Source organism: Thalassoroseus sp., assembly GCF_984380535.1.
Genome location: NZ_CFHRBF010000020.1, coordinates 131,889 through 151,137, shown reverse-complemented (window position 1 = coordinate 151,137; position 19,249 = coordinate 131,889). Strand labels below are relative to the sequence as shown.

The 19,249-nt window shown below is 54.7% G+C and carries 16 protein-coding genes; 7 read left to right on the top strand and 9 right to left on the bottom strand.

From position 1 onward, the window contains the following. Nucleotides 1-123 precede the first annotated feature (123 nt). The 3 genes from AC5DDB_RS24830 to AC5DDB_RS24820 all read right to left on the bottom strand — a co-directional run bounded on the left by AC5DDB_RS24830 (nt 124) and on the right by AC5DDB_RS24820 (nt 4,100). Nucleotides 124-1,893 (bottom strand): FAD-dependent oxidoreductase, encoded by a 1,770-nt coding sequence (locus AC5DDB_RS24830; protein WP_491742453.1) that lies wholly within the window; start codon nt 1,891-1,893, stop codon nt 124-126. 274 nt (nt 1,894-2,167) lie between these two features. After that, a complete protein-coding gene (locus AC5DDB_RS24825; RefSeq protein ID WP_491742452.1) occupies nt 2,168-2,911 on the bottom strand; it encodes a hypothetical protein in 744 nt (247 codons plus the stop codon). 175 nt (nt 2,912-3,086) lie between these two features. Next, nucleotides 3,087-4,100 (bottom strand): Kelch repeat-containing protein, encoded by a 1,014-nt coding sequence (locus AC5DDB_RS24820; protein ID WP_491742451.1) that lies wholly within the window; start codon nt 4,098-4,100, stop codon nt 3,087-3,089. A 202-nt stretch (nt 4,101-4,302) separates the two neighbouring features. Between AC5DDB_RS24820 and AC5DDB_RS24815 the strand changes: the two genes are divergently transcribed. Both AC5DDB_RS24815 and AC5DDB_RS24810 read left to right on the top strand, forming a co-directional pair. After that, on the top strand, nt 4,303-5,646 hold the full coding sequence (locus AC5DDB_RS24815) for an STM4012 family radical SAM protein (RefSeq protein WP_491742450.1): 1,344 nt from the start codon (nt 4,303-4,305) through the stop codon (nt 5,644-5,646). A 5-nt stretch (nt 5,647-5,651) separates the two neighbouring features. After that, nucleotides 5,652-6,551 (top strand): STM4011 family radical SAM protein, encoded by a 900-nt coding sequence (locus AC5DDB_RS24810; protein ID WP_491742449.1) that lies wholly within the window; start codon nt 5,652-5,654, stop codon nt 6,549-6,551. Between the two features lie 65 nt (nt 6,552-6,616). Here the strand turns inward: AC5DDB_RS24810 and AC5DDB_RS24805 are convergent, their stop codons facing one another. From AC5DDB_RS24805 to AC5DDB_RS24785, 5 genes are all read right to left on the bottom strand, one after another. Then, entirely contained in the window at nt 6,617-8,377 is a 1,761-nt protein-coding gene (locus tag AC5DDB_RS24805; protein WP_491742448.1) for an adenylate/guanylate cyclase domain-containing protein, read from the bottom strand. A gap of 222 nt (nt 8,378-8,599) precedes the next feature. Next, a complete protein-coding gene (locus tag AC5DDB_RS24800) occupies nt 8,600-8,887 on the bottom strand; it encodes a hypothetical protein (RefSeq protein ID WP_491742447.1) in 288 nt (95 codons plus the stop codon). Nucleotides 8,888-9,095: 208 nt separating this feature from the next. Next, nucleotides 9,096-9,332: a hypothetical protein gene (locus AC5DDB_RS24795; protein WP_491742446.1), complete on the bottom strand. Its 237-nt coding sequence runs from the start codon at nt 9,330-9,332 to the stop codon at nt 9,096-9,098. Between the two features lie 195 nt (nt 9,333-9,527). Continuing rightward, nucleotides 9,528-10,436, bottom strand: coding sequence for a dihydrodipicolinate synthase family protein (locus AC5DDB_RS24790; RefSeq protein ID WP_491742445.1), 909 nt, complete (start codon nt 10,434-10,436; stop codon nt 9,528-9,530). Nucleotides 10,437-10,623: 187 nt separating this feature from the next. Continuing rightward, entirely contained in the window at nt 10,624-12,372 is a 1,749-nt protein-coding gene (locus AC5DDB_RS24785; protein ID WP_491742444.1) for a cytochrome c peroxidase, read from the bottom strand. A gap of 115 nt (nt 12,373-12,487) precedes the next feature. Between AC5DDB_RS24785 and AC5DDB_RS24780 the strand changes: the two genes are divergently transcribed. The 5 genes from AC5DDB_RS24780 to AC5DDB_RS24760 all read left to right on the top strand — a co-directional run bounded on the left by AC5DDB_RS24780 (nt 12,488) and on the right by AC5DDB_RS24760 (nt 18,014). Beyond that, on the top strand, nt 12,488-13,939 hold the full coding sequence (locus tag AC5DDB_RS24780) for an arylsulfatase (protein WP_491742443.1): 1,452 nt from the start codon (nt 12,488-12,490) through the stop codon (nt 13,937-13,939). A 121-nt stretch (nt 13,940-14,060) separates the two neighbouring features. Beyond that, entirely contained in the window at nt 14,061-16,550 is a 2,490-nt protein-coding gene (locus AC5DDB_RS24775; protein WP_491742442.1) for a DEAD/DEAH box helicase, read from the top strand. Nucleotides 16,551-16,556: 6 nt separating this feature from the next. After that, nucleotides 16,557-17,000 carry a GNAT family N-acetyltransferase gene (locus AC5DDB_RS24770; RefSeq protein ID WP_491742441.1) on the top strand — a complete coding sequence of 148 codons (444 nt, stop codon included), beginning with the start codon at nt 16,557-16,559 and terminating at the stop codon, nt 16,998-17,000. A 221-nt stretch (nt 17,001-17,221) separates the two neighbouring features. Continuing rightward, entirely contained in the window at nt 17,222-17,446 is a 225-nt protein-coding gene (locus AC5DDB_RS24765; protein WP_491742440.1) for a DUF350 domain-containing protein, read from the top strand. A 7-nt stretch (nt 17,447-17,453) separates the two neighbouring features. After that, nucleotides 17,454-18,014: a YHYH domain-containing protein gene (locus AC5DDB_RS24760; protein WP_491742439.1), complete on the top strand. Its 561-nt coding sequence runs from the start codon at nt 17,454-17,456 to the stop codon at nt 18,012-18,014. 28 nt (nt 18,015-18,042) lie between these two features. Here AC5DDB_RS24760 and AC5DDB_RS24755 read toward each other — a convergent pair whose 3' ends face one another. Beyond that, nucleotides 18,043-19,065: an endonuclease/exonuclease/phosphatase family protein gene (locus AC5DDB_RS24755; protein WP_491742438.1), complete on the bottom strand. Its 1,023-nt coding sequence runs from the start codon at nt 19,063-19,065 to the stop codon at nt 18,043-18,045. Between the last annotated feature and the right edge of the window lie 184 nt (nt 19,066-19,249).

Sequence of the window (19,249 nt, the reverse complement as noted above, 5' to 3'; positions counted from 1 at the left end):
AGCTTCTTTTCATATCCAATGGTTCGTTAGGTTGCGTTCGAAAAACACAAAATCAGCCAATTCCCAGCATCTGCTTTCGATTCCAAAAGCGAGTTTGTGCCAGGACACGACTAAGCCGACAGGTTACAGGTTGCCATCGGTGGTTGTAGCGGGTTCGGCGTCGGGGTCGGAATTTTCTCGGCTGCGGTCTTCCATGACGCGTTCGAAGCTTTCCTTCATCTCTGGTAAGTTCGACACCAACGCTCGGAAATCGCCTTGGCGAAGTGCGAGCAAGCTCAGCGGTTTATGACATCTCACGGTTGCACTCCGCGTGCGATTGTTGAGCAACGCCATCTCGCCGAAGTATTCGCCGGGTGTGAGTTTCGCGACGACGTTTTGCGTCACGTTCCCGCTTTCATCTGGCTTCTCCACCAAGACTTCCGCTTCACCTTCCAGAATGATGTACAACGAGTCGCCGAGATCACCTTGCCGGAAGACGGTTTCGCCAGGTTCGAAGTGGACCTTGGAAATCGCGTTGCCACTCTCCAGTCGCAATTGCACCGTTTCCGGTTTGATGATGAGATCTAGAAACCACGCCGCACCCACTTTCAATTTCCGTGTGAAGCCGGGAAGCTTCATCCAATAAACTGTGCGCCACATCATCCACGCAATCAGACCGGTCCCGCGACCACCGAGTGGAATCCGGTTCAGCAACAACGCGACCGCACGGTGATACCCCAGCGAGCCCATCGTCCCGAGACCTTTGAACGTGTAACGCTTTTTCTCGCCGCCAAACATCTGAGCTTTGATGTTATGGGCCAGCACTTTCGCCTGTCGTGTCGCATGCTGCGCGGTTGGCGGGCAGAACCCTTCGCCGGTCGGGCTGGGCATCGCCATACAGTCACCAATGGCCGACACTTCGGGAAAACCTTCGATTTGGAAGTATTGATCGATCAAAATCTTCCCGCGTTCTTTCGGCAACTCAAGCGTGTCGATAATCGGGTTCGGCATCGAGGGCACGGTCGAAATCAGGGTTTTCGTCGGCACGCGGGTTTCTTCGCCGGTCTCCTTGTTCTTGATGATAGCCGCATCGGGCGTGGCGGTGCGGAGTCGGCTATCGAGCACGAGTTCCATCCCGCGATCTTTCATGACATTTTGCGCGTAGTTGCCTAGTTTTTCGGGAATCTCTCGTTCGAGAATCCGCTTGCCGGAATGCACGAGCATCACACGGATATCTTCCGGCTCTACGCCTTGGTAGTCTTTTGCAACTGCCCGAAGAAAGTCGTTCAGTTCCGCAGCGACTTCAACGCCCGAATAACCGCCCCCGGCGATGACAAACGTCAAGAGTTCTTTGCGGTGCTGGAGATCGGTCTCGACGACGGCTTCTTCCAACACGCGGATCACATGGTTCCGCAGGCTGACGGCGTCCGCGAGATTCTTGAACGGCAAGGCATGCTCGTAGATGCCGGGGATGCCTCGGAAGTCGGTCACGGTCCCGAGGGCGAGCACGAGATGGTCGTACTCCAATTGCAATGGTCGTGGCCAAAAGCCTGGGCTGAGTGTCACAGTGCGGTTCGCAAGGTCAATCGACTCGACTTCGCGAATGTAGAGTTTCGTACGCGGTAACAGACGGTGAATCGGACTGACGGTATCGGTGATCCCAATACTACCCGAGACAACTTCCGCGAGCATCGGTTGGAAAACGAAATAGTTTTCTTTGTTGACGAGCGAGATTTCCACATCGTCTCGCCCACGGAACTGACGTTCGAGTTCCATGGCCGCATACACGCCGCCAAACCCACCACCGAGAATCACAATTCGCTTGCGACCTGATGACGGTACGGTTTCCGGAATGTCGCCGTTCGACGCCGGTGATGCAGATGAGCTCGCTGAAGGGGACTTCGAATCCGACATGACCATCATCCTGAAGGCTGGAGTAGAGACCGTCTCACGAGGTTTCGTGTCTGCGGGGATGCAAAATGGCGATTGCCTACGCGTTCCCACAACACAGAACTCGTTCGAGAGAAATGTGAACTACGTTAGGCATCCGAACGCAGGCAGAGAATAACCCACAACCCCCATTCAGGGAAAGCGTGCGCAGGTTAACAGGTCGAGTTCGTTCCAGTTTCACTCGTCAGAAAGTCGACACCAACCATTGATAAAGACCGGTTCGGGTGTCGTGAAATGATCATCGCGACGCGGGACGTTGCAGTCGAATCGAGCGTTCAAAACGAGAATCGCCGTCGAGATCTTCTCGCAAGACAGCCCCTCGACGGTCGCGGTCAATCTTCAATTCGCGGACGTGTCGACCGAACTCGTCTTGCTGAATCCAAACGTCTCCCGGTGTCAACGAAAGTTGTTCCCACAGTGATTCGTCAAGTAGGTTTCCCGGCGGTTTGGCAACTGGTGGTTGCTTCGGGTCTTCGAGTTTCTTCCAACCCCAGAACACCAATGAACCAGCTGCTAACGTCAATACGATCGGCAACCAGTTGACTCCCGGTTGGTTGTTTTCCAGCCAAAACTCGGCACCTTCGGATTCTGCATCGGGCAATGGAAAAGGACGACTTGATAGCGGAACCGCTTGCTCGTTGGGCACATTCCGAAGCGGTGGCGTTCGTAACGCGAACAGTTCGTCGTCGGCGGACTGCTCGATCAGCGTTTGCAGAGTTCGAGACAGTTGGTCGGCCTCAGATGCAGGAGCACAAAGCAGAAAACGAATCGACCAATGACCGGAGACGGCGTCATAGTCGTCTTCGCAACGCACATCGATCGGCACGTTTGTCGTTAGACTGAGTTCGTGGGCAAAGAAACCGGCCTCGGCAGCGTTCCCGAAGCGGGCAATCGTTCGTTGATCCTTGCCGGCTGCCGGAACGTCCTCGGAATCCGACCACGTCGAATTGTTCGGCAGTTGATTGTCTTCGGGGCGTAACATCGGATCGCCTTGTTGCAAGCGAAAGATTGCCGAACACCCGCGAACCCTGTCACTTCGACATGGCCGCAAGTGTTCCGTCAATTTTATGCCTCAACACGATCGAGAACCAGCCCATTCGTGAAACTCCGGTGCGATCATCGTCGTTCGTAGCTGCTGATCGCACGCCAGTTTTGCATCAGTTCCCGTCCCAATCTTTGGGAAGTTCCAAACTCCACACCTCGTCACTAAGCGGCTGCGCGTGTCCGCCGGCTACCCACAGACGGTCCTGAAACACGAATACGGAATGCTCGTGACGTTCCTTCCACGAGTGTTCGGTTTCGAGTTTCTTCCAGTCTCGACCGTTTTTCGAATACCACACGTCACCCCAGTTCTGCGATGGTTCTTTCGACCAACCACCCACCACCCACATATGATCCCGGTACACCGCGGACGAAAACCATAACCGGGGATTCCACGATGCAGCTGCCGTTTCGCGACGCCACTCAACTCCGTCTGCCGAACTCCAGACGTCGTTAAAGGCTTGGTATTCCGGTACGTAATTACCTCCGCCGAAAACATAAATCCGATCATTCAGTACCGCAGCCTGATGATATGCCCGTGGTGCCCATCCTGCATTCTTTGTGACTTGCGTCCATGTCTTCCCGTCTTCGGTGCACCAGACATCGTTCTTCAAGCTCGACTCATCGCCGAAGTAATAGTTCTCGGTTCCGCCGAGGATCCACATCTTGCCTTGAAACTCGACCACTGCCGATGCCAACCGAGGCGACCACCCCGCGTGCTCGGTTTCCTGTTTCCAGTCTTTCCCGTCTGTGGACGACCAAACCGTATCACTCGCCGAGTGCCCCGGCAGCCGACCGTTGTACCATCCCCCCATGAACCACATGCGATTTTTGAATGTGATCGACATCGACAAGTCCGAATGCAGCCACGGCGCGGATTGAGTGACAAGTTGCCAATCTTTCCCGTTCGCGGAACTCCACACGTCTCGTGGTGGAGCCTCGTAAGAATTGAACCATCCTCCGAAGATCCACATGCGATCGTCAAACACCAATTCTCCCTGCGAATCACGGGGTTGCCACGCCGCATGTTCCGCGACACGGTTCCAACGCACCGACGGTTCGGCCGCTCGCAGATCGGCACCGAAGCAAACAATCGAAAACGCGCCCCAGGCACACACTCGAAACGTCATCGTGACCTCCCACCTTCAACATTCACCAACAAACATACGCTTATGAGTTTTTGACAGCGAACGATGGTAAACGACTTCCCCGCAGAACAACACGCCGAGCCAATTCTCGAACACTCATTCACCCCGGTCTCTTGGTGTGGTTTCTGAAATTGCGGTAGGATGCAGTCGTCGGATCAGTCCCGTTTCCGGATGTCCTCTTTCCATGACCATTATCTCAACCGAATCGGCACGGCCGATCCAGAACCCAGCAGTCGGTTCGCCATATGTTTCGTATGCGTATTCCTATCCCCATAAGACGGCTTACCGCCCACTAACGCCACCAGTTCCGCTCTCAGAAGTTTGGCAGGATGAGCGACGAGACGGGTTGTTCTTGTATGTGCACATTCCGTTTTGCGAACACCGCTGTGGATTCTGCAACTTGTTCACGACCGTGAACCCCGAGGGCAATCTCGTCCAGCGATACTTACAGCAACTTCGGATCGAAGCCGAGCAAATTCGTCGCAGCATTGGCGTTCGATCGTTCGCGAACATGGCGATTGGTGGCGGCACCCCGTCGTTCTTGACGCTGTCGGAACTGCAAGAACTTTTCGAAATTGTTACAGACGTCATGGACGTTGCACCGCGATCCGTTCCCCTCTCGTTCGAAGTCTCACCAGCCACAATCGACCGCGAAAAACTCGAATGGTTGCGAGAAGTCGGCGTGACGCGGATCAGCATGGGTGTGGAGTCGTTCGATGACGCAACGGCTCATCGAATGGGACGTCCACAAAATCGGCGTCGTGTCGACGAAGCCATCACCTTGTTACAGGACATTAACTTTCCGACTCTCAATCTTGATCTGATCTACGGCACTCCCGAGCAAACACTGGACGAGTGGCAAAAAGATATCGAAACCGCGATTCGGTTTGCGCCGCGAGAACTCTATCTCTATCCGCTCTATGTGCGGCCGTTGACCGGATTGTCAGGGCGACAACAACCGTGGGATGAACAACGTCTATCCGCATACCGCACTGCCCGCGATCAACTTATTGAAGCCGGTTATGAGCAAGTCTCGATGCGGATGTTCCGCCAACCGCAAACCGCTGCCGTCAGTAAAACGGTCTATCGGTGTCAAACCGACGGGATGGTCGGACTCGGTTGCGGAGCCCGTTCCTACACGCAGTCGCTGCACTATTCGACGGAGTACGCCGTGCGTCGCGATGGTGTCCGATCAATTCTGCTCGACTATATCAATCGCCCCGCAGAGAGTTTTCGGTCCGCAAGATACGGGTACCGGTTGCCGCTGGAAGATCAGCACCGGCGATTCGTGATTCTCTCGCTCCTGCAAGTCGAAGGACTGTCTCGGAACGATTTTCGACACCGCTTCTACACCGACGTGCTCGAGTTATTACCAGAATTACGAGCATTGGAGTCTTCAGGGTTAGCGGAAATTGATTCTGGTCGCATCACGCTGACGCCTGCCGGTCTCGAACGTTCCGACGCGATCGGTCCTTGGCTGAACTCGACCGCGGTTGCGAGTCTCATGCAGGACTACGAACTGAAGTAACCCTCATGCCAGCTGACCTGACCATTCTGTATCGTGGGCCTCTGTCAAGTTGTAACTACGCGTGCGAATATTGCCCGTTCGCAAAACGACACGAAACAGCCGCCCAACTCGCGACCGACCGCCGAGCCCTCGAACGGTTCACCAATTGGGCGTTGAATTCAGCGAATCGAACCCTTGCAGTTTTTTTTACGCCCTGGGGTGAAGCACTGACACGACGGTGGTATCACGACGCCATCATTCGCTTGTCACGATCGGATCATGTCTGTCGAATCGTTGCTCAAACCAATCTTTCCAGTCCACTCGATTGGCTTCACGAAACCCACCGCGAACGAGTCGCGTTATGGTGCACCTACCATCCGACCGAAACCACTCGTCAAACATTTCTGAGTCAATGTGACCGACTCCGCGAAATCGGTGTGCGACACAGCATTGGCATGGTCGGGCGTCCCGAAGATTTCGACGAAATCACCGCAATGCGGGCGGAACTTCCCTCGGAAATCTATCTATGGATCAATGCGTACGATGTCGGTAATGGCCAGAAATATCCGTACTCAACGGCCGAACGGGATCGGCTCGCCGCTATTGACCCAAACTTCCCGACAAACACCGTGGATCACCCGAGTCTGGGGAAACTGTGTCGCACGGGGCATTCCGTGATATCCGTTGACGGCGATGGCACCATTCGGCGATGTCACTTCGTCCGCTCGTCGATTGGAAACATTTACGAACGGAACTGGGAGTCGGCACTCGCTCTCAAACCCTGTCCTCGCGAAACGTGTGGCTGCCACATTGGATACATTCACTTGCCAGAACTTCGGCAAGACGCGATCTATGGTGATGGCATCCTCGAACGGATTCCAGCTGAGCTAACCATAACATATACGAACGATCACCAACTGACTTAAACTTTGACAGTCACCCATCGAGTGGTATTCATCGCTCTCAACTGCTGTCTTGAGATGAGCATCCATCACGAGTCGACAGCGATATCGAATTCGTTAGTGTCGTACTCGCTACGAACTCGAATCGCGAGGTACGGTGTCACCGGTTCGACGCGGCCTTTTAGTTGAATCGGAATCAAGGGTTGCGAGACGACCTTGCGACTGACGAGTTGTTGCGTGCCCGGTCCCATCACGACTTGCCCCGGTTTCGCCACCGACGATTCGAGTCGACTGGCCACATTCACGGTGTCCCCGATGACGGTGTAATCTTTCCGGGTCAGACTACCGATATCACCCACGACCGCGGGACCGCTGTTAATCCCCACACGGATTCCAATATCCGGTTGATCGGGGTTGGCGGCGTTGTAACGTTGAATCTCCAGTTGCATTTGCAAGGCGGCCTTGACTGCGTGCAACGCGTGCTGAGGCTGTTCCAGAGGAGCCCCGAAGAACGCAAGCATGCCATCGCCCATGAACTTATCTAGTGTGCCTTTGTGGAGAAAGACACACTCGCTGAGCATCTCGAAAACCTGATTCAGCAATCGCACCACATCAGCCGGGGCGAGTTTTTCCGAGAGGGTTGTAAATCCACATAAGTCCGCGAAGAGCACACTGACGACGCGATCTTCCGCCATCATCTCTTCGTCGTCCGCCCGGGCCAAAATCTGTTCGACGACCGCCGCCGGGTGGTAACGTGATAATCGTTGTCGCTTGGCTTGCTCGGCTTCGATCTCTTCCCGTAACCGGGCTTGCTCCAAAGCAACGGCAGAAAACAACGACATCGCCGTCACTAACTCAAGATGGCTATGCAGGAACGGTTCTCGCGTGCCGACGGTATCGACGTAGATCAACCCGTCGACGTTGCCCTTGTTGTACAATGGCACACACATCGCGGCTTTGATGTCGAAATTGTGAATACTCTTGGCCTCAGCAAACCGCAAATCGCTAGTTGCATCTCCGACCAACAACGAACGCTGCATGCGAATCGCTTCGTCGGCGATACTTCGACTGATTCCAAATGGGACCGAACTTTTCTCGCTCGGATCGCGACCACGAATCTTCATGGCTTGCGGAATCAGTTCGTTGGTTTCGTCGTCAATGAGGCAAATGAGACCGCGTTGAGCGGGCACATGCTGAAAGACCAAATCCAGAATGCCTTCCAGCATTTGTTCAAGCGCGTCGGTTTTTGCGAGAGCTTCACCAAGACGGCTGAACAACTCAATGCCCAAGGACCCCGACGCCCCGCCGACGGAACTCAGCGGTCCGTCTTCATCGATCGGCACGGCAGTAGCTTCCAAGCTTTCCAGCCGGCCAGCCCCAACACTCCCAGACTCGCCACCCGAACCAACCATCCGCAGCATGCTCGTCAGATCGATCGACATGCTGACGTTCGGCGCGGGACCGTCTTCGAACCGGACGCTACTCTCGGCTTGTTGACGCAGCCGAGTGGATTTGGGTTCGTTTTTCGATGTCGCATCCCCCATGCGGAACACGATCGCCAGCGGGCCCAGATTGATCACGTCGCCGTCTTTGAGCGTTTGTTCGGCGACGGGCAGCTGATTGACGAAAGTCCCGTTACGACTTCCGGCATCTTTGACACGCCATTTCCCGCCTAAAGCCAATAGCGTTGCATGGTGACGACTCATCCCGGCGACACTGTCGGGAAAGACCATGTCGCAGTTGGCCGCTCGGCCCATCGTAACCACCGACTGAGAGAGAACCCGTTGCTTCGGTTCTCCGGCGATTTCATATTCCAGCGTGCAAGATTCGATGTTTTCGGTCCCGGTCAACGGTCTCCCTCCGCGGGAACTTGGATGATCCCGTCGCTGCAATTCCATCGCAATCGTTATTCTGACGAATCGATCCTGTAAGCGATTCGTCCATTGTGAACGGACGAAATCGGTTTCTCAAGTCGTCGAATCATCAATCTCCGCAAAAAACTGCGTCGCTACCACTGACCATGTCACGTGATCACCGCCGAGTAAGACAATATTGCCAAGCCCGGGCGTGAGTCAATCTTCGATCGGCTCCAGTTGCGATTCGGTGAAACACGACATTGAAAACAACAAATTCTTTTCCTCGCACTGTTGCTCGTATCCCTCTGGCATTGCTGCGATCGTGGATTCGTCCCATTCCACAACATACTGGGGATCGGATTTTTTGCCGATCGTGTCTCGCACGACACCGGTCCATCCCTCGCAAACAACATCGGGGAACTCTGGCGCGGTAATCCCAGGGCGAACACGAACCGGAGTACCGGGCGCAAGCCCCTTCTTTCGACTGGCTTTCTTCTTGGCCATGACAATCCCGCGGGGAAACGACAGACGGTCGGCGACCCTTCCTCAATGAAGGGATTCCACTTCGTCGTCCATTGTAGAAGGCCGTTCACGAATTTCCAGCCGACACGTCATTTCCACGCGGAACCAGACGCCAACGCTGTCGCAGGTCGGCGTCGATTTCAGAGCCGATCACAATTCGCCGGATCAAGCTCAGCCACGCGAACGATGATTAGTATTCGCCCTCGGGGAAAGAATCGCCCAATGGTTCGAGGTAGCGGGAATCGGAGTCCTCGCTGAGAGCGTTATACGCGTTTGCGACGTCGTGAAGTTCGTTGTTGACGGCAAAGGAGATTTCCGAAAGTCCGACCACCAACGACAATGTGACGATCGTGCCAATCAGCACCAGTTCCGCCGACATGATGTAGCCGGCTTCGTCGTTGAATAGCTTTCGAGCAAGGTTGAACATCAAAGAAGCTCCGTCGATAGGTAGCCAAAGTCGTCGGGAATGGAGACCGCTGCTGCGGGATCTGACTCGTCAGACGCTCCGTCGTGGAATCGGCTCCGTTGTCAAAACATAGGTCGAGAATCGACAGGTGTCGTCGATTTTCAACAATTTGCCGGAAACCGTTGCAGAAATCCCACATTCCCAAGCGGCTCGCGTTTACCGGAACGCCGGCGCGAGCACATCCATGGCTTCGAGTTCGCGAATCATCGGTGCCAACACCGCCTCGTCGATGTTCGTCAAAGGTGCACGGACCGCTCCACAATCGACACCGAGATGCTTCATCAGCAATTTCGAGGTGCCTAGAAAGCCGGTGCGTTGCATGATGTCGACCATTCTCACACTCAGAGCTTGCTCGTGACGAGCGGTTTCAAAGTCACCGCGTTCGCAGGCGTCAAGAATTCGCCGATACAACGGAGCGGCAAAGTTGTACGTGCTTCCGACGGCTGCCCGAACCCCTAAAACCCATGCGGCCATCAAAACTTGATCCGAACCGTAAAAGACCTTGGCAGTTGGGTCCACGGACTGGGCGCGTTGCAGAGTTTCCAAGTCGAGACTGCTGTATTTGTAACCGGCGTAACTGGGAACTTCGTCACGAAACGCCTTAACGATCTCAGGCAATGGCAACATCAACCCGGTCATCGGCGGAATGTGATAATAGTAAAATGGCAAGTCACCGGCAGCGGCTGCGATCGGCTTCATGAATGCCACGAGGTCTGCCACAGTCGCCGGTTTGAAATACGACGGTGCCACCGCTGAAATCGCCGTCAAACCGAGTTCGCCAGACTGCCGAGCCAGTTCGATGGCATCAGGTTGTGAATGGCTGCCAACGTGCGAAATGACCTGCAGTTCCCCTCCACGTGCCACATCCGCCCATCGCTCGTTGAGTGCTAATCGCTCGCTGAGCGTTAGCGAATGACATTCGCCGGTGCTTCCAGCGATGAACACGCCATCGACATCGGTCGCAATACAGTGTTCGGCCATCGGACCGACAGCATCCAAATTCAAAGACCCATCCGCATTCATGGGCGTATAAGCGGCAGCGATCAATTCAGTCGGCATGGACATGGGGAAGATTCCGGATAGCTCGGTGGCTTTCCGTATGTCTGTGGTACGAAACGCATTGACCACAGAGGCACGGAGAAACACGGAGTTTTTGAAGTCGGCGCAAATAAGGTTCTGTCACAACATACTGCGAGTTTACCGTCGAAGCACTCGGCTTTCGCTTCGCAACTTGAGTTTCTCCGGGAATCGCTTAGAGACTTTGTAAAAATGTCGCCAGATTACGCAAATTCTCCGGATTAAGCGGGCGTTCGAGTTGGTGATGCCATTCGGAGAACACTTCCTCGAGCGACTTCGCGCGGCCATCGTGCAAAAGCCGATCGCGTTGACTGACACCTCGCAATGAAGGCGGACTAAACTTCCGGTTGCCGACCTGATCGTGCAGACCAACGTCGTAGGCCCCATCGGTCGTGTAGGTAAACGAAGGGACGTGACAAGCCGAACACCCTTGAGAATGAAACACCTCCCGGCCTTTCTCGATTTGCGTTTGAATCTCGGGATCGTTTCGCAATCCTCGGGCGTCGATCACAGACGGTGCAAAATCCAACGTAAAGAGGTAAGTCGCCAACTCCCCGGCTGTTTTGGCATCGATGACATCGCCCCGCATCGTGGTTTCGACGGACTTCCGCATTTGTTCGGTCAGTTCTCGCACCGAACCATTCCAAGCCCAGTCGTTTGTGTCCGCAACGCCGCCAAGTGACAGCACACGTTTCGGGTCCCCGTAGGCACCGTCGCCGAGGGTGTCTGCCAGACCGTTGTTGGTGTGGCCATCGGGATGACAAGACTGGCAACTCATCCATCCAAGATGCGACAGTCGCCCGGAATAAAACAGCCGCTCGCCGCGTTCTGTTGCAGACAATTCCCGCGGCGGTCCGAGTGGAACAGTTTTCAGCACGGTTTGTTCGTCGAGATCGATGACCGTGATCGAATCGGACAATTGATTGACAACTACCGCCCGCTTGCGTTTGGTGTCGGCAACCACATCGACTGGACGAGCACCAACGGAAACGCGTTGTACGGAGTTCCAATCCGGCGAGCAAATCGCGAGTTTATCGATGCCACCGAGACAAACGAGCCAATCATCACCAAATGGAACCAGTGCCGTCGGGTCGCTCGCACCGCCGCCGATATCTCCACCCAATCGCGTCAATTGGCCGCCTTTGAGGATATCGGTTTCGGGGTTCGTCCAGTCGGCAATCGTTAACGACCGGACGGCGTTCGTCATCAGCACACCCCATCGAATGTTCTGCGCTGTCGTATGAGCTGTGTCGGTAAGGATTTGATGCGTCACCCACAGTCGGCCGTCGCTGACAACCATATCGGTGATGTTGTGGGCCGGGATTTCGTGAATCGCTTGAACCTGTAAGTCTTCACAGTCGATCACCGCCAACCGCCCGCCGAAAGCGTCCGCGACCAGTAGCGTATCGGGGTCGAGCAGCGTCTGCTCTTGGGGAGCAAATGCCAAATCGATCTTCTTGATCACTTGGGGAGGTGATGCTGTCAAATCGAGCACCGTTAACTGTCGCGCCCAGAGTGAGGAGACAAATCCGCGACCGCGGGTATGGTCAACCATAACCCGCACAGGGTACTTCGCCACCGGCACACGAAACCGTACCGTCGGCGATTGGTTCGAGACATCGAAGCTGATCAACTCATGAGTGTGGAAATCCGTGAGCAGAAGCAAATCGCCGAATCGTTGCAAATCGGTCGGTTCACGGGCAATACGATATTCCCCGGCGACCTGTAATTTCTCGAGATCCAATCGTGAGACGCTGCCACTTCGTCGATTCGCGACCCAGAACGCATCGCCATCGTCCGAGAGTAGCCCTGCGATCGGATGTCGAGCCCCCACTCGCGTTGAAACATCTCCAACAGTCTCTATCGCTGCCGTACAGACTGACACATTCGCCAGCCAACCGAAAAACATGATCAAACGAATCACGTCGCCTGCCCTTCTTTCATTTCGTCTCCCTCCCTTTCTGCAAAGTCGCAAGTCATTATGTTAGCATCCGCAGTGATCCGTGTGCGTTCATGACTCCAAAAAAAGGTTCAACTTCATGCCCTCTCGCTTGTTGTTGTTTGCGTTTCTATTTGTTTCGTTGCCATTACGAGCCGCCGATCGTCCGCCGAACGTCGTGTTGATCGTTGCGGACGATCTCGGTTGGAAGGAACTCGGTTGCTACGGGCAGAAGTGGATCAAAACGCCACATATCGACAGCATTGCTAAGGAAGGAATTCGATTCACCGATTTCTATTCCGGGAACGCGGTGTGTGCTCCGTCGCGGTGCAATTTGATGACGGGCAAGCACCCCGGTCACGCATACATCCGCAGCAACAGCAATCCAAAACAAACACCCGAGTATCTAGCCCAGAAGAAAAAGCACGGTTGGGAATTTCCCGGGCAGCAACCGATTCCCACTGAGGAAGTCACAATCGCGGAAGTCCTCAAGCAAAAGGATTACGCGACGATGGCCGCCGGTAAATGGGGACTCGGCCACTTCGGTACCACCGGCGATCCCAACAAACAGGGTTTCGATCTATTCTACGGATTCAACTGTCAAGTTCATGCCCACAATCACTACCCGAAATTCCTGTGGCGGAACGACAAGAAAATCCCACAACCGGGCAACGATCGCACCTTGAACGGCGAAACGTATTCGCAAGATGGGTTTACGAAGACGGCTCTCGATTTCATCCGCGAAAACCAGGACGAACCGTTCTTCGTGTACTTGCCGTTCGCAATTCCCCATCTTTCGATCCAAGTCCCGCAGGAGTCGCTCGAAGAATACACCGGCGTCATTCCGGAAGAAGACTACCAACATCGGGGCTACCTCAAACATCCGAAACCGCGAGCCGGTTATGCGGCGATGATCTCGCACATGGATCGCGATGTCGGCAAAATCCTGAGTCTTCTCAAGGAACTCGATTTGGACGAGAACACAGTCGTGTTCTTCTCGTCCGACAACGGCCCGACATACGATCGGCTCGGCGGTTCCGATTCAGAATTCTTCGAATCCAATGGTCCTATGACCGGGCTGAAGGGCAGTCTCAAGGAAGGCGGGATTCGTGTGCCGATGGTCGCTCGTTGGCCGGGTCATATTCCCGCTGGCACCGTGACCGATCACCCCGCCGCTTTCTGGGATGTTCTGCCGACCATCGCCGAAATCACCGGCACCAAAGCTCCGCAAAACATCGATGGCCTGAGTTTCGCCTCCACTCTGATGGGCCAAACGGACCGGCAAAAACCGTCCGAGTTTCTGTACTGGGAATTCCCGTCGTATGGTGGTCAGCAAGCCGTCCGCATGGGCAAGTGGAAAGCGTTGCGTGAGAACTTGATGCGGAAGAACAACAAGCAACCGCTCAAAACGCAGCTTTACAATCTCGAGGATGACATCGCCGAAGAACACGATGTCGCCGACCAACATCCCGATATCCTCGCCAAACTCGAAGCCATCATGGACCGCGAACACACGCCAAGCAAGTTGTTCCCGATCCCGGCGATCGATTGAGGATTCATCAGATTTCGGGAGGTGCGTGCGGCGAAGCGTAACGCACTATGGGATCGATGTGGAATGGTGTCGGTGCGTTTCGCTTCGCTGCACACACCCTACTTAAGATGCAACAATATTTATGACCAATTCGCTTTCGCGAGACGATTTGTGTGCGAAATACCTCGAACAACTCCCGTACGAACCCTATCCGGTTCAGGAGGAAGCGTTACTCGCGTGGTTCACCGATCCGCAGGGCGTGTTGGTGTGCGCTCCGACGGGCACGGGGAAAACGCTGATTGCCGAAGCGGCGTTGTTCGAAGCGTTACACACCGGCAAAAAAGCGTATCTCACGACGCCGTTAATCGCACTCACCGAACAGAAGTACCACGAACTCTGTGAATCCGCCGAGAAGTGGGGGTTCTCCGCTGACGATGTCGGTCTGATTACCGGCAACCGCAAGGTCAACCCGGATGCACAAATCCTGTGTGTCGTCGCAGAGATTCTGTTGAACCGGTTGTTACACCCTGAAGGATTTGACTTCCACGATGTCGCCGCCGTCGTGATGGACGAGTTCCACACGTTCAACTCCCCCGATCGGGGCATCGTCTGGGAATTGTCGCTGGGCTTGCTGCCGAAACACACGCGATTGTTGTTGCTCTCGGCGACGGTCGGCAACAGTGTCGAGTTCCTCGTTTGGTTGGCGAAAAGTCACGGGCGTCGATTGCAACTCGTGCAAGGACACGAACGCAAAGTCCCATTGGAATACGTGTGGGTCGGCGATCGGTTGTTGAACGAGCATCTCGAAGACATCGCCGCCGGTGACGACGAAGACCGTCGCACACCGGTCCTGGTCTTCTGCTTCAACCGCGAACAATGTTGGAGTGTCGCGGAGCAACTGCGAGGCAAATCGTTGATCGATAGTGATCGACAAAAACAACTCGCGACGGAAATTGAATCACACGACCTGTCCCACGGTGCCGGTCCGAAGTTGAAAACGATTCTGCTTCGCGGCGTGGGTGTGCATCATGCGGGATTGCTCCCGAAGTATCGCCGGATCGTCGAACACCTGTTTCAGAAGAAACTCCTCAGCGTCTGCGTGTGTACAGAAACGCTGGCGGCGGGGATCAATTTGCCCGCGCGATCGGTGCTGCTCACGACACTTCTCAAAGGTCCGCCGGGGAAGAAGAAAGTCATCGATGCCAGCTCCGCACACCAGATGTTCGGTCGCGCCGGTCGTCCGCAGTTCGATACCGAAGGGTACGTGTATGCCCTCGCGCATGAGGATGACGTCAAGATCGCCCGTTGGAAGGAAAAGCACGACACGATCCCCGAAGACACCAAAGACCCGAACCTGATCAAAGCCCGCAAACGCATCATGAAAAAGATGCCCAAGCGACGGCAAAACGAACAGTATTGGAGCGAGGAACAATTCCAGAAACTCACGACCGCTCCACCAGGAAAGCTCGCCAGTCGCGGGCAACTCCCGTGGCGATTGCTCGCATATTTGCTGGAACTCTCGCCAGACGTCGACCGCATTCGACAAGTCATCAGCAAACGACTGCTCAGCGACAAGCAATTGGAGGTCTCGCAGAAGGCCCTGAATCGGATGTTGAAGACACTGTGGGCTGGTGGTTTCATCCGTCTGGAACCTGCACCGCCCGAACCGCCACCGTCGGCAGTTGTCAAAGAAGAAACCAAGACCGAACCCGAACCGGAAGAACCGCCAGCAACGCAGGGGCTGCTCGGGGCACTCATTCAAGAAGCCCGTGAGGACGAAGGAAAAGCGAAAAAGCCGGAAGCGAAGAAACTCAAAGATCAGTCCAACGACGACGACGATTCCGACGAAGTCGAAGCGTACATCCCAAAGTTCGCCTACCCGACCGAGAAGTTGCCCCAGTTGCTCGCGTTTCGCAGTATCAACCCGGTTTACGGAGCCTTCTTGGTCCAACACCTCGCCAAAGCCGATCCGATCGAACGCATTCAAGCCCTGGAAAGCGTGCTGGAAATGCCGGGGTCGATGCGGCGACACGTCCGCGTGCCGGAGGACTTACCCCGCGGACCGCTGGCGACGGAGTTCCTCGATATGGAACTTATCCAACGCGGACTCGCCACCGCCGACCAGTTGGCCTACAAGACCGACGACGAAAAACGCGAACTCCCGTTCGAAGAACGCTGGACACCCACGCTTGGTGAGAAACTCCGACTGCTATTCGATTCCGAATTCCCCGGTGTGAAAGATGTCCGCACGATGGGCGTGTGGGTCGCGGGGGATTTGCTGTCCCTCGGCGGCGACTTCGACTTGTTCGTCCGCTCGAACGAATTGACCAAACAAGAAGGTATGGTCTTTCGGCATCTGTTGCGATTGATCTTGCTGTGCGGTGAGTTCCAGCAAGTCACGCCACCGGGAATGGATCCGCAGGAATGGCAGGACGAACTGCAAGACATTGCCGACCGTGTGACGGAGAGTTGTCGTGGCGTCGATCCGGAAAGCACCGATAAAGCCATTGAAGCCGCCAAGAACCAAGCCGACCCCGTCAAAGGCGAAGCCGAAGCAGAAACCGCGGACGCTCTCACCAAGATCGATGAAGACGCCGACGAATTCGGTGGCGGCTTGCTCGACGAGGACTAACGGACGATGCCAATACCGCCCCCGCAGGTGATTCCCATGACCACGGACCACGTCACAGAGACGGTCGCCTTATGGGAACAGACGGAGGGCCTGATTCTGACCTATTCCGACAACACTCCCGACCTTACCCGCTACTTCGCCGAAAACCCTGGCATGAGTCACGTCGCCGTTCACGACGCACGAGTTGTCGGTGCGATTCTCTGCGGGCACGACGGTCGGCGGGGTTATCTGCACCACTTGGCAGTCTCACCGGATTATCGAAACCAGGGAATTGGCCAAGCACTCATCGACGCCTGCACGAACGTGCTCAAAGCCGTCAACATTCGGCAATGCAATTTGTTCGTCGTCGATGACAACAAATCCGGACGCGCATTCTGGGAGAAACGCGGCTGGAGCGAATGGCCCACCATCCGCCTGATGTCGAAACGTTTGGATGAATCTTCTGACTAGCCTTTCCGAAGGTACTCATAGATTCAGCCCAGTAATTCGTGACGATAGGTTATCCGCAAGCGATTCTTTTGAAAGGGATTAGATGCAAATAGTCGCAACCAGGTGCACAGAAACCAGTTGACGCGCGACCACTTACGCGGCACAATGGCGAACCTGCAGGAGATTCGATTTCTCCTAAGGGAGTTTTCTACCGGTTTCTTCGCATCCGTGAGCCAAACACTATGCCAGATATTGCTATTGCCTATCTCATCACTTTCGGATGGGCACTTGTAGGATCAATTTCGATGGGCCTTGGCGTGATTATCGCCATCAAAATGTTTGATCTGTCAACACGCGATGTTGATGAGTGGGAACTTGTGAAGCAAGGCAACATTCCAATTGCGATCATTTTATCGTCAATGATCATTGCATTGGGAATGGTTGTATCCGCAGCAATTCACCCATAGGAGCAACATGCGTTATTCTTTAGTTCTAATAGTTCTGATTTCATTGTCTAACCAGTCTGCGAGCGCACATTCTGGGCGAACGGATTCACGTGGCGGTCACGTTGATCGACGAACGGGACGCTATCATTTTCATAACTCCGGCTCATCTTCATTTTCAGGTAGAACATTTACGCCACGCACAACAGTTCGAACTTCACCAAGATTGACTTATCGCAGCGGCTCAAAGACCACTGCTAAGATCAAATCATTGACACAAATCCCCAGTTCATTTGACGATAAACAAAGCTTTGAGGTGTTGCGTTCGTCCCGTTGGGGTCTTCGTACAATCTTCAAGGTCCGAGTTTCACTCAAGAATGGAGCAAAACCTTTAAAGAATGAACTGGTCAAGATAACAGAAAGTCTGAAAACTGGCAGGGGCTATTTCGTGCACTTTTACCTACCAGACATGGACATTGAGAACCTTGCATGGGCAGTAGGTTCAGTCCGCGACGGAATTCATATTAGTGTCAAAATTTATGATGACCGCGCACCTGACAACTTGCTGAACCCTGCCCATCAGCAAGAGTGATAACCTGACCTGAGAGCCACATGCAGACCTACCGGAAGGTTTCCACGGGTTCGTGGCGAGCTTGGCGGCCTCGGGTGATGCCTTCGGTTCGGGAGAATGCAGCCCAGACAGGTTCGTGGTCGGAGACTTCCAAGGCTTCTTCGAGCGTCAAACCGAATTCGTCGGCCATTCGCAACACACCAGAACGGCCTTGAAACTCGACAGTCGATCGGCTGTCGAAGAGGAGGTTGTCGTAGGTTTTGGTGCCACGGGTGTTGGTCGGCACGCCGGAGATGACCGCGACTAACGAAGGCAACTGACCAAGCCGTCCTAAGTGATATGGGTCGGCGTTCAAGTCACCCAGGAGTATCACATCGTCTTCGCGAAGTTGATCATTCTGCACCTGCACGAACACGTCAGCAAGCGCATCAACTTCGTAGTCGACTTCGTCCGGGTCGGTGTGAATGTTGACAAGCGTGAAGCGAAACGGATTCGCCACGCCGACCGCTTGGAAGGTCGCAACCAACGGCTCACGATGCAAAAAATCTTGGGGATCGTTCACGGTGTAAACCGACTGTGGCACAACTTCCAACCGCGTCGTATCGTACAAGAACACATATTGCTCTTTGCTCGATGTGCGTCCCAAACGCGGACCAATGACGTAGTCGTACTTGGCCCCATTCGAGTTGATGAGCGAGAGAAACCGCGGAATCACGTCTTGTTCTTTCGATCGCAATTCCTGAATCGCCACGACATCGAACCGTCGCACGATACGGGCCAAAATCTCCGTCGCCCTACGATTCTCTAACTTGCTTTGTCCGAACACCTGGATGTTGAACGAGGCCACCGTCAAAGAGTCTTGCGACTTTTCGACCGGTGATCCGCCCGTGGACGCAGTTTGCGAGTTGTCGTCAGTCTGACCCGGTTTCGGCGTGAGCGCGTCTTTGACGACTTCCTTCGCTTTGCGTTTGATCGCCAATTCCACGGCATCAAAATCGCAACCGGAGAGAACGGCCCCGCAAGCAACGGCGAATATGGTCAGAATGGACGGACGAAGAACGGTAGCGACCATGAAACGCCTCCTTGCGTGCCAAGTCGGATCGGAAAAGCCGCGGGACGGTAGCGGAAAGTTCAGTCAGTGTCCAGAGGGAATACCGCAGTCAACAAACGAGCATGTTCCCGAACGTCGTGCGTCGTCGCGTCGTGATTGTAAAAGACCGAGGCTTTTGCATAATCAAAGGAGTTCACTCCTCCGG

Excerpts from the sequence above, each read along its gene's own strand:
- AC5DDB_RS24825 (WP_491742452.1), bottom strand. The coding sequence starts at position 2,911 with ATGTTACGCCCCGAAGACAATCAACTGCCGAACAATTCGACGTGGTCG.
- AC5DDB_RS24765 (WP_491742440.1), top strand. The coding sequence starts at position 17,222 with ATGCCAGATATTGCTATTGCCTATCTCATCACTTTCGGATGGGCACTT.
- AC5DDB_RS24800 (WP_491742447.1), bottom strand. The coding sequence starts at position 8,887 with ATGGCCAAGAAGAAAGCCAGTCGAAAGAAGGGGCTTGCGCCCGGTACT.
- AC5DDB_RS24830 (WP_491742453.1), bottom strand. The coding sequence starts at position 1,893 with ATGTCGGATTCGAAGTCCCCTTCAGCGAGCTCATCTGCATCACCGGCG.
- AC5DDB_RS24790 (WP_491742445.1), bottom strand. The coding sequence starts at position 10,436 with ATGTCCATGCCGACTGAATTGATCGCTGCCGCTTATACGCCCATGAAT.
- AC5DDB_RS24795 (WP_491742446.1), bottom strand. The coding sequence starts at position 9,332 with ATGTTCAACCTTGCTCGAAAGCTATTCAACGACGAAGCCGGCTACATC.
- AC5DDB_RS24780 (WP_491742443.1), top strand. The coding sequence starts at position 12,488 with ATGCCCTCTCGCTTGTTGTTGTTTGCGTTTCTATTTGTTTCGTTGCCA.
- AC5DDB_RS24770 (WP_491742441.1), top strand. The coding sequence starts at position 16,557 with ATGCCAATACCGCCCCCGCAGGTGATTCCCATGACCACGGACCACGTC.
- AC5DDB_RS24760 (WP_491742439.1), top strand. The coding sequence starts at position 17,454 with ATGCGTTATTCTTTAGTTCTAATAGTTCTGATTTCATTGTCTAACCAG.
- AC5DDB_RS24810 (WP_491742449.1), top strand. The coding sequence starts at position 5,652 with ATGCCAGCTGACCTGACCATTCTGTATCGTGGGCCTCTGTCAAGTTGT.
- AC5DDB_RS24755 (WP_491742438.1), bottom strand. The coding sequence starts at position 19,065 with ATGGTCGCTACCGTTCTTCGTCCGTCCATTCTGACCATATTCGCCGTT.
- AC5DDB_RS24820 (WP_491742451.1), bottom strand. The coding sequence starts at position 4,100 with ATGACGTTTCGAGTGTGTGCCTGGGGCGCGTTTTCGATTGTTTGCTTC.
- AC5DDB_RS24815 (WP_491742450.1), top strand. The coding sequence starts at position 4,303 with ATGACCATTATCTCAACCGAATCGGCACGGCCGATCCAGAACCCAGCA.
- AC5DDB_RS24775 (WP_491742442.1), top strand. The coding sequence starts at position 14,061 with ATGACCAATTCGCTTTCGCGAGACGATTTGTGTGCGAAATACCTCGAA.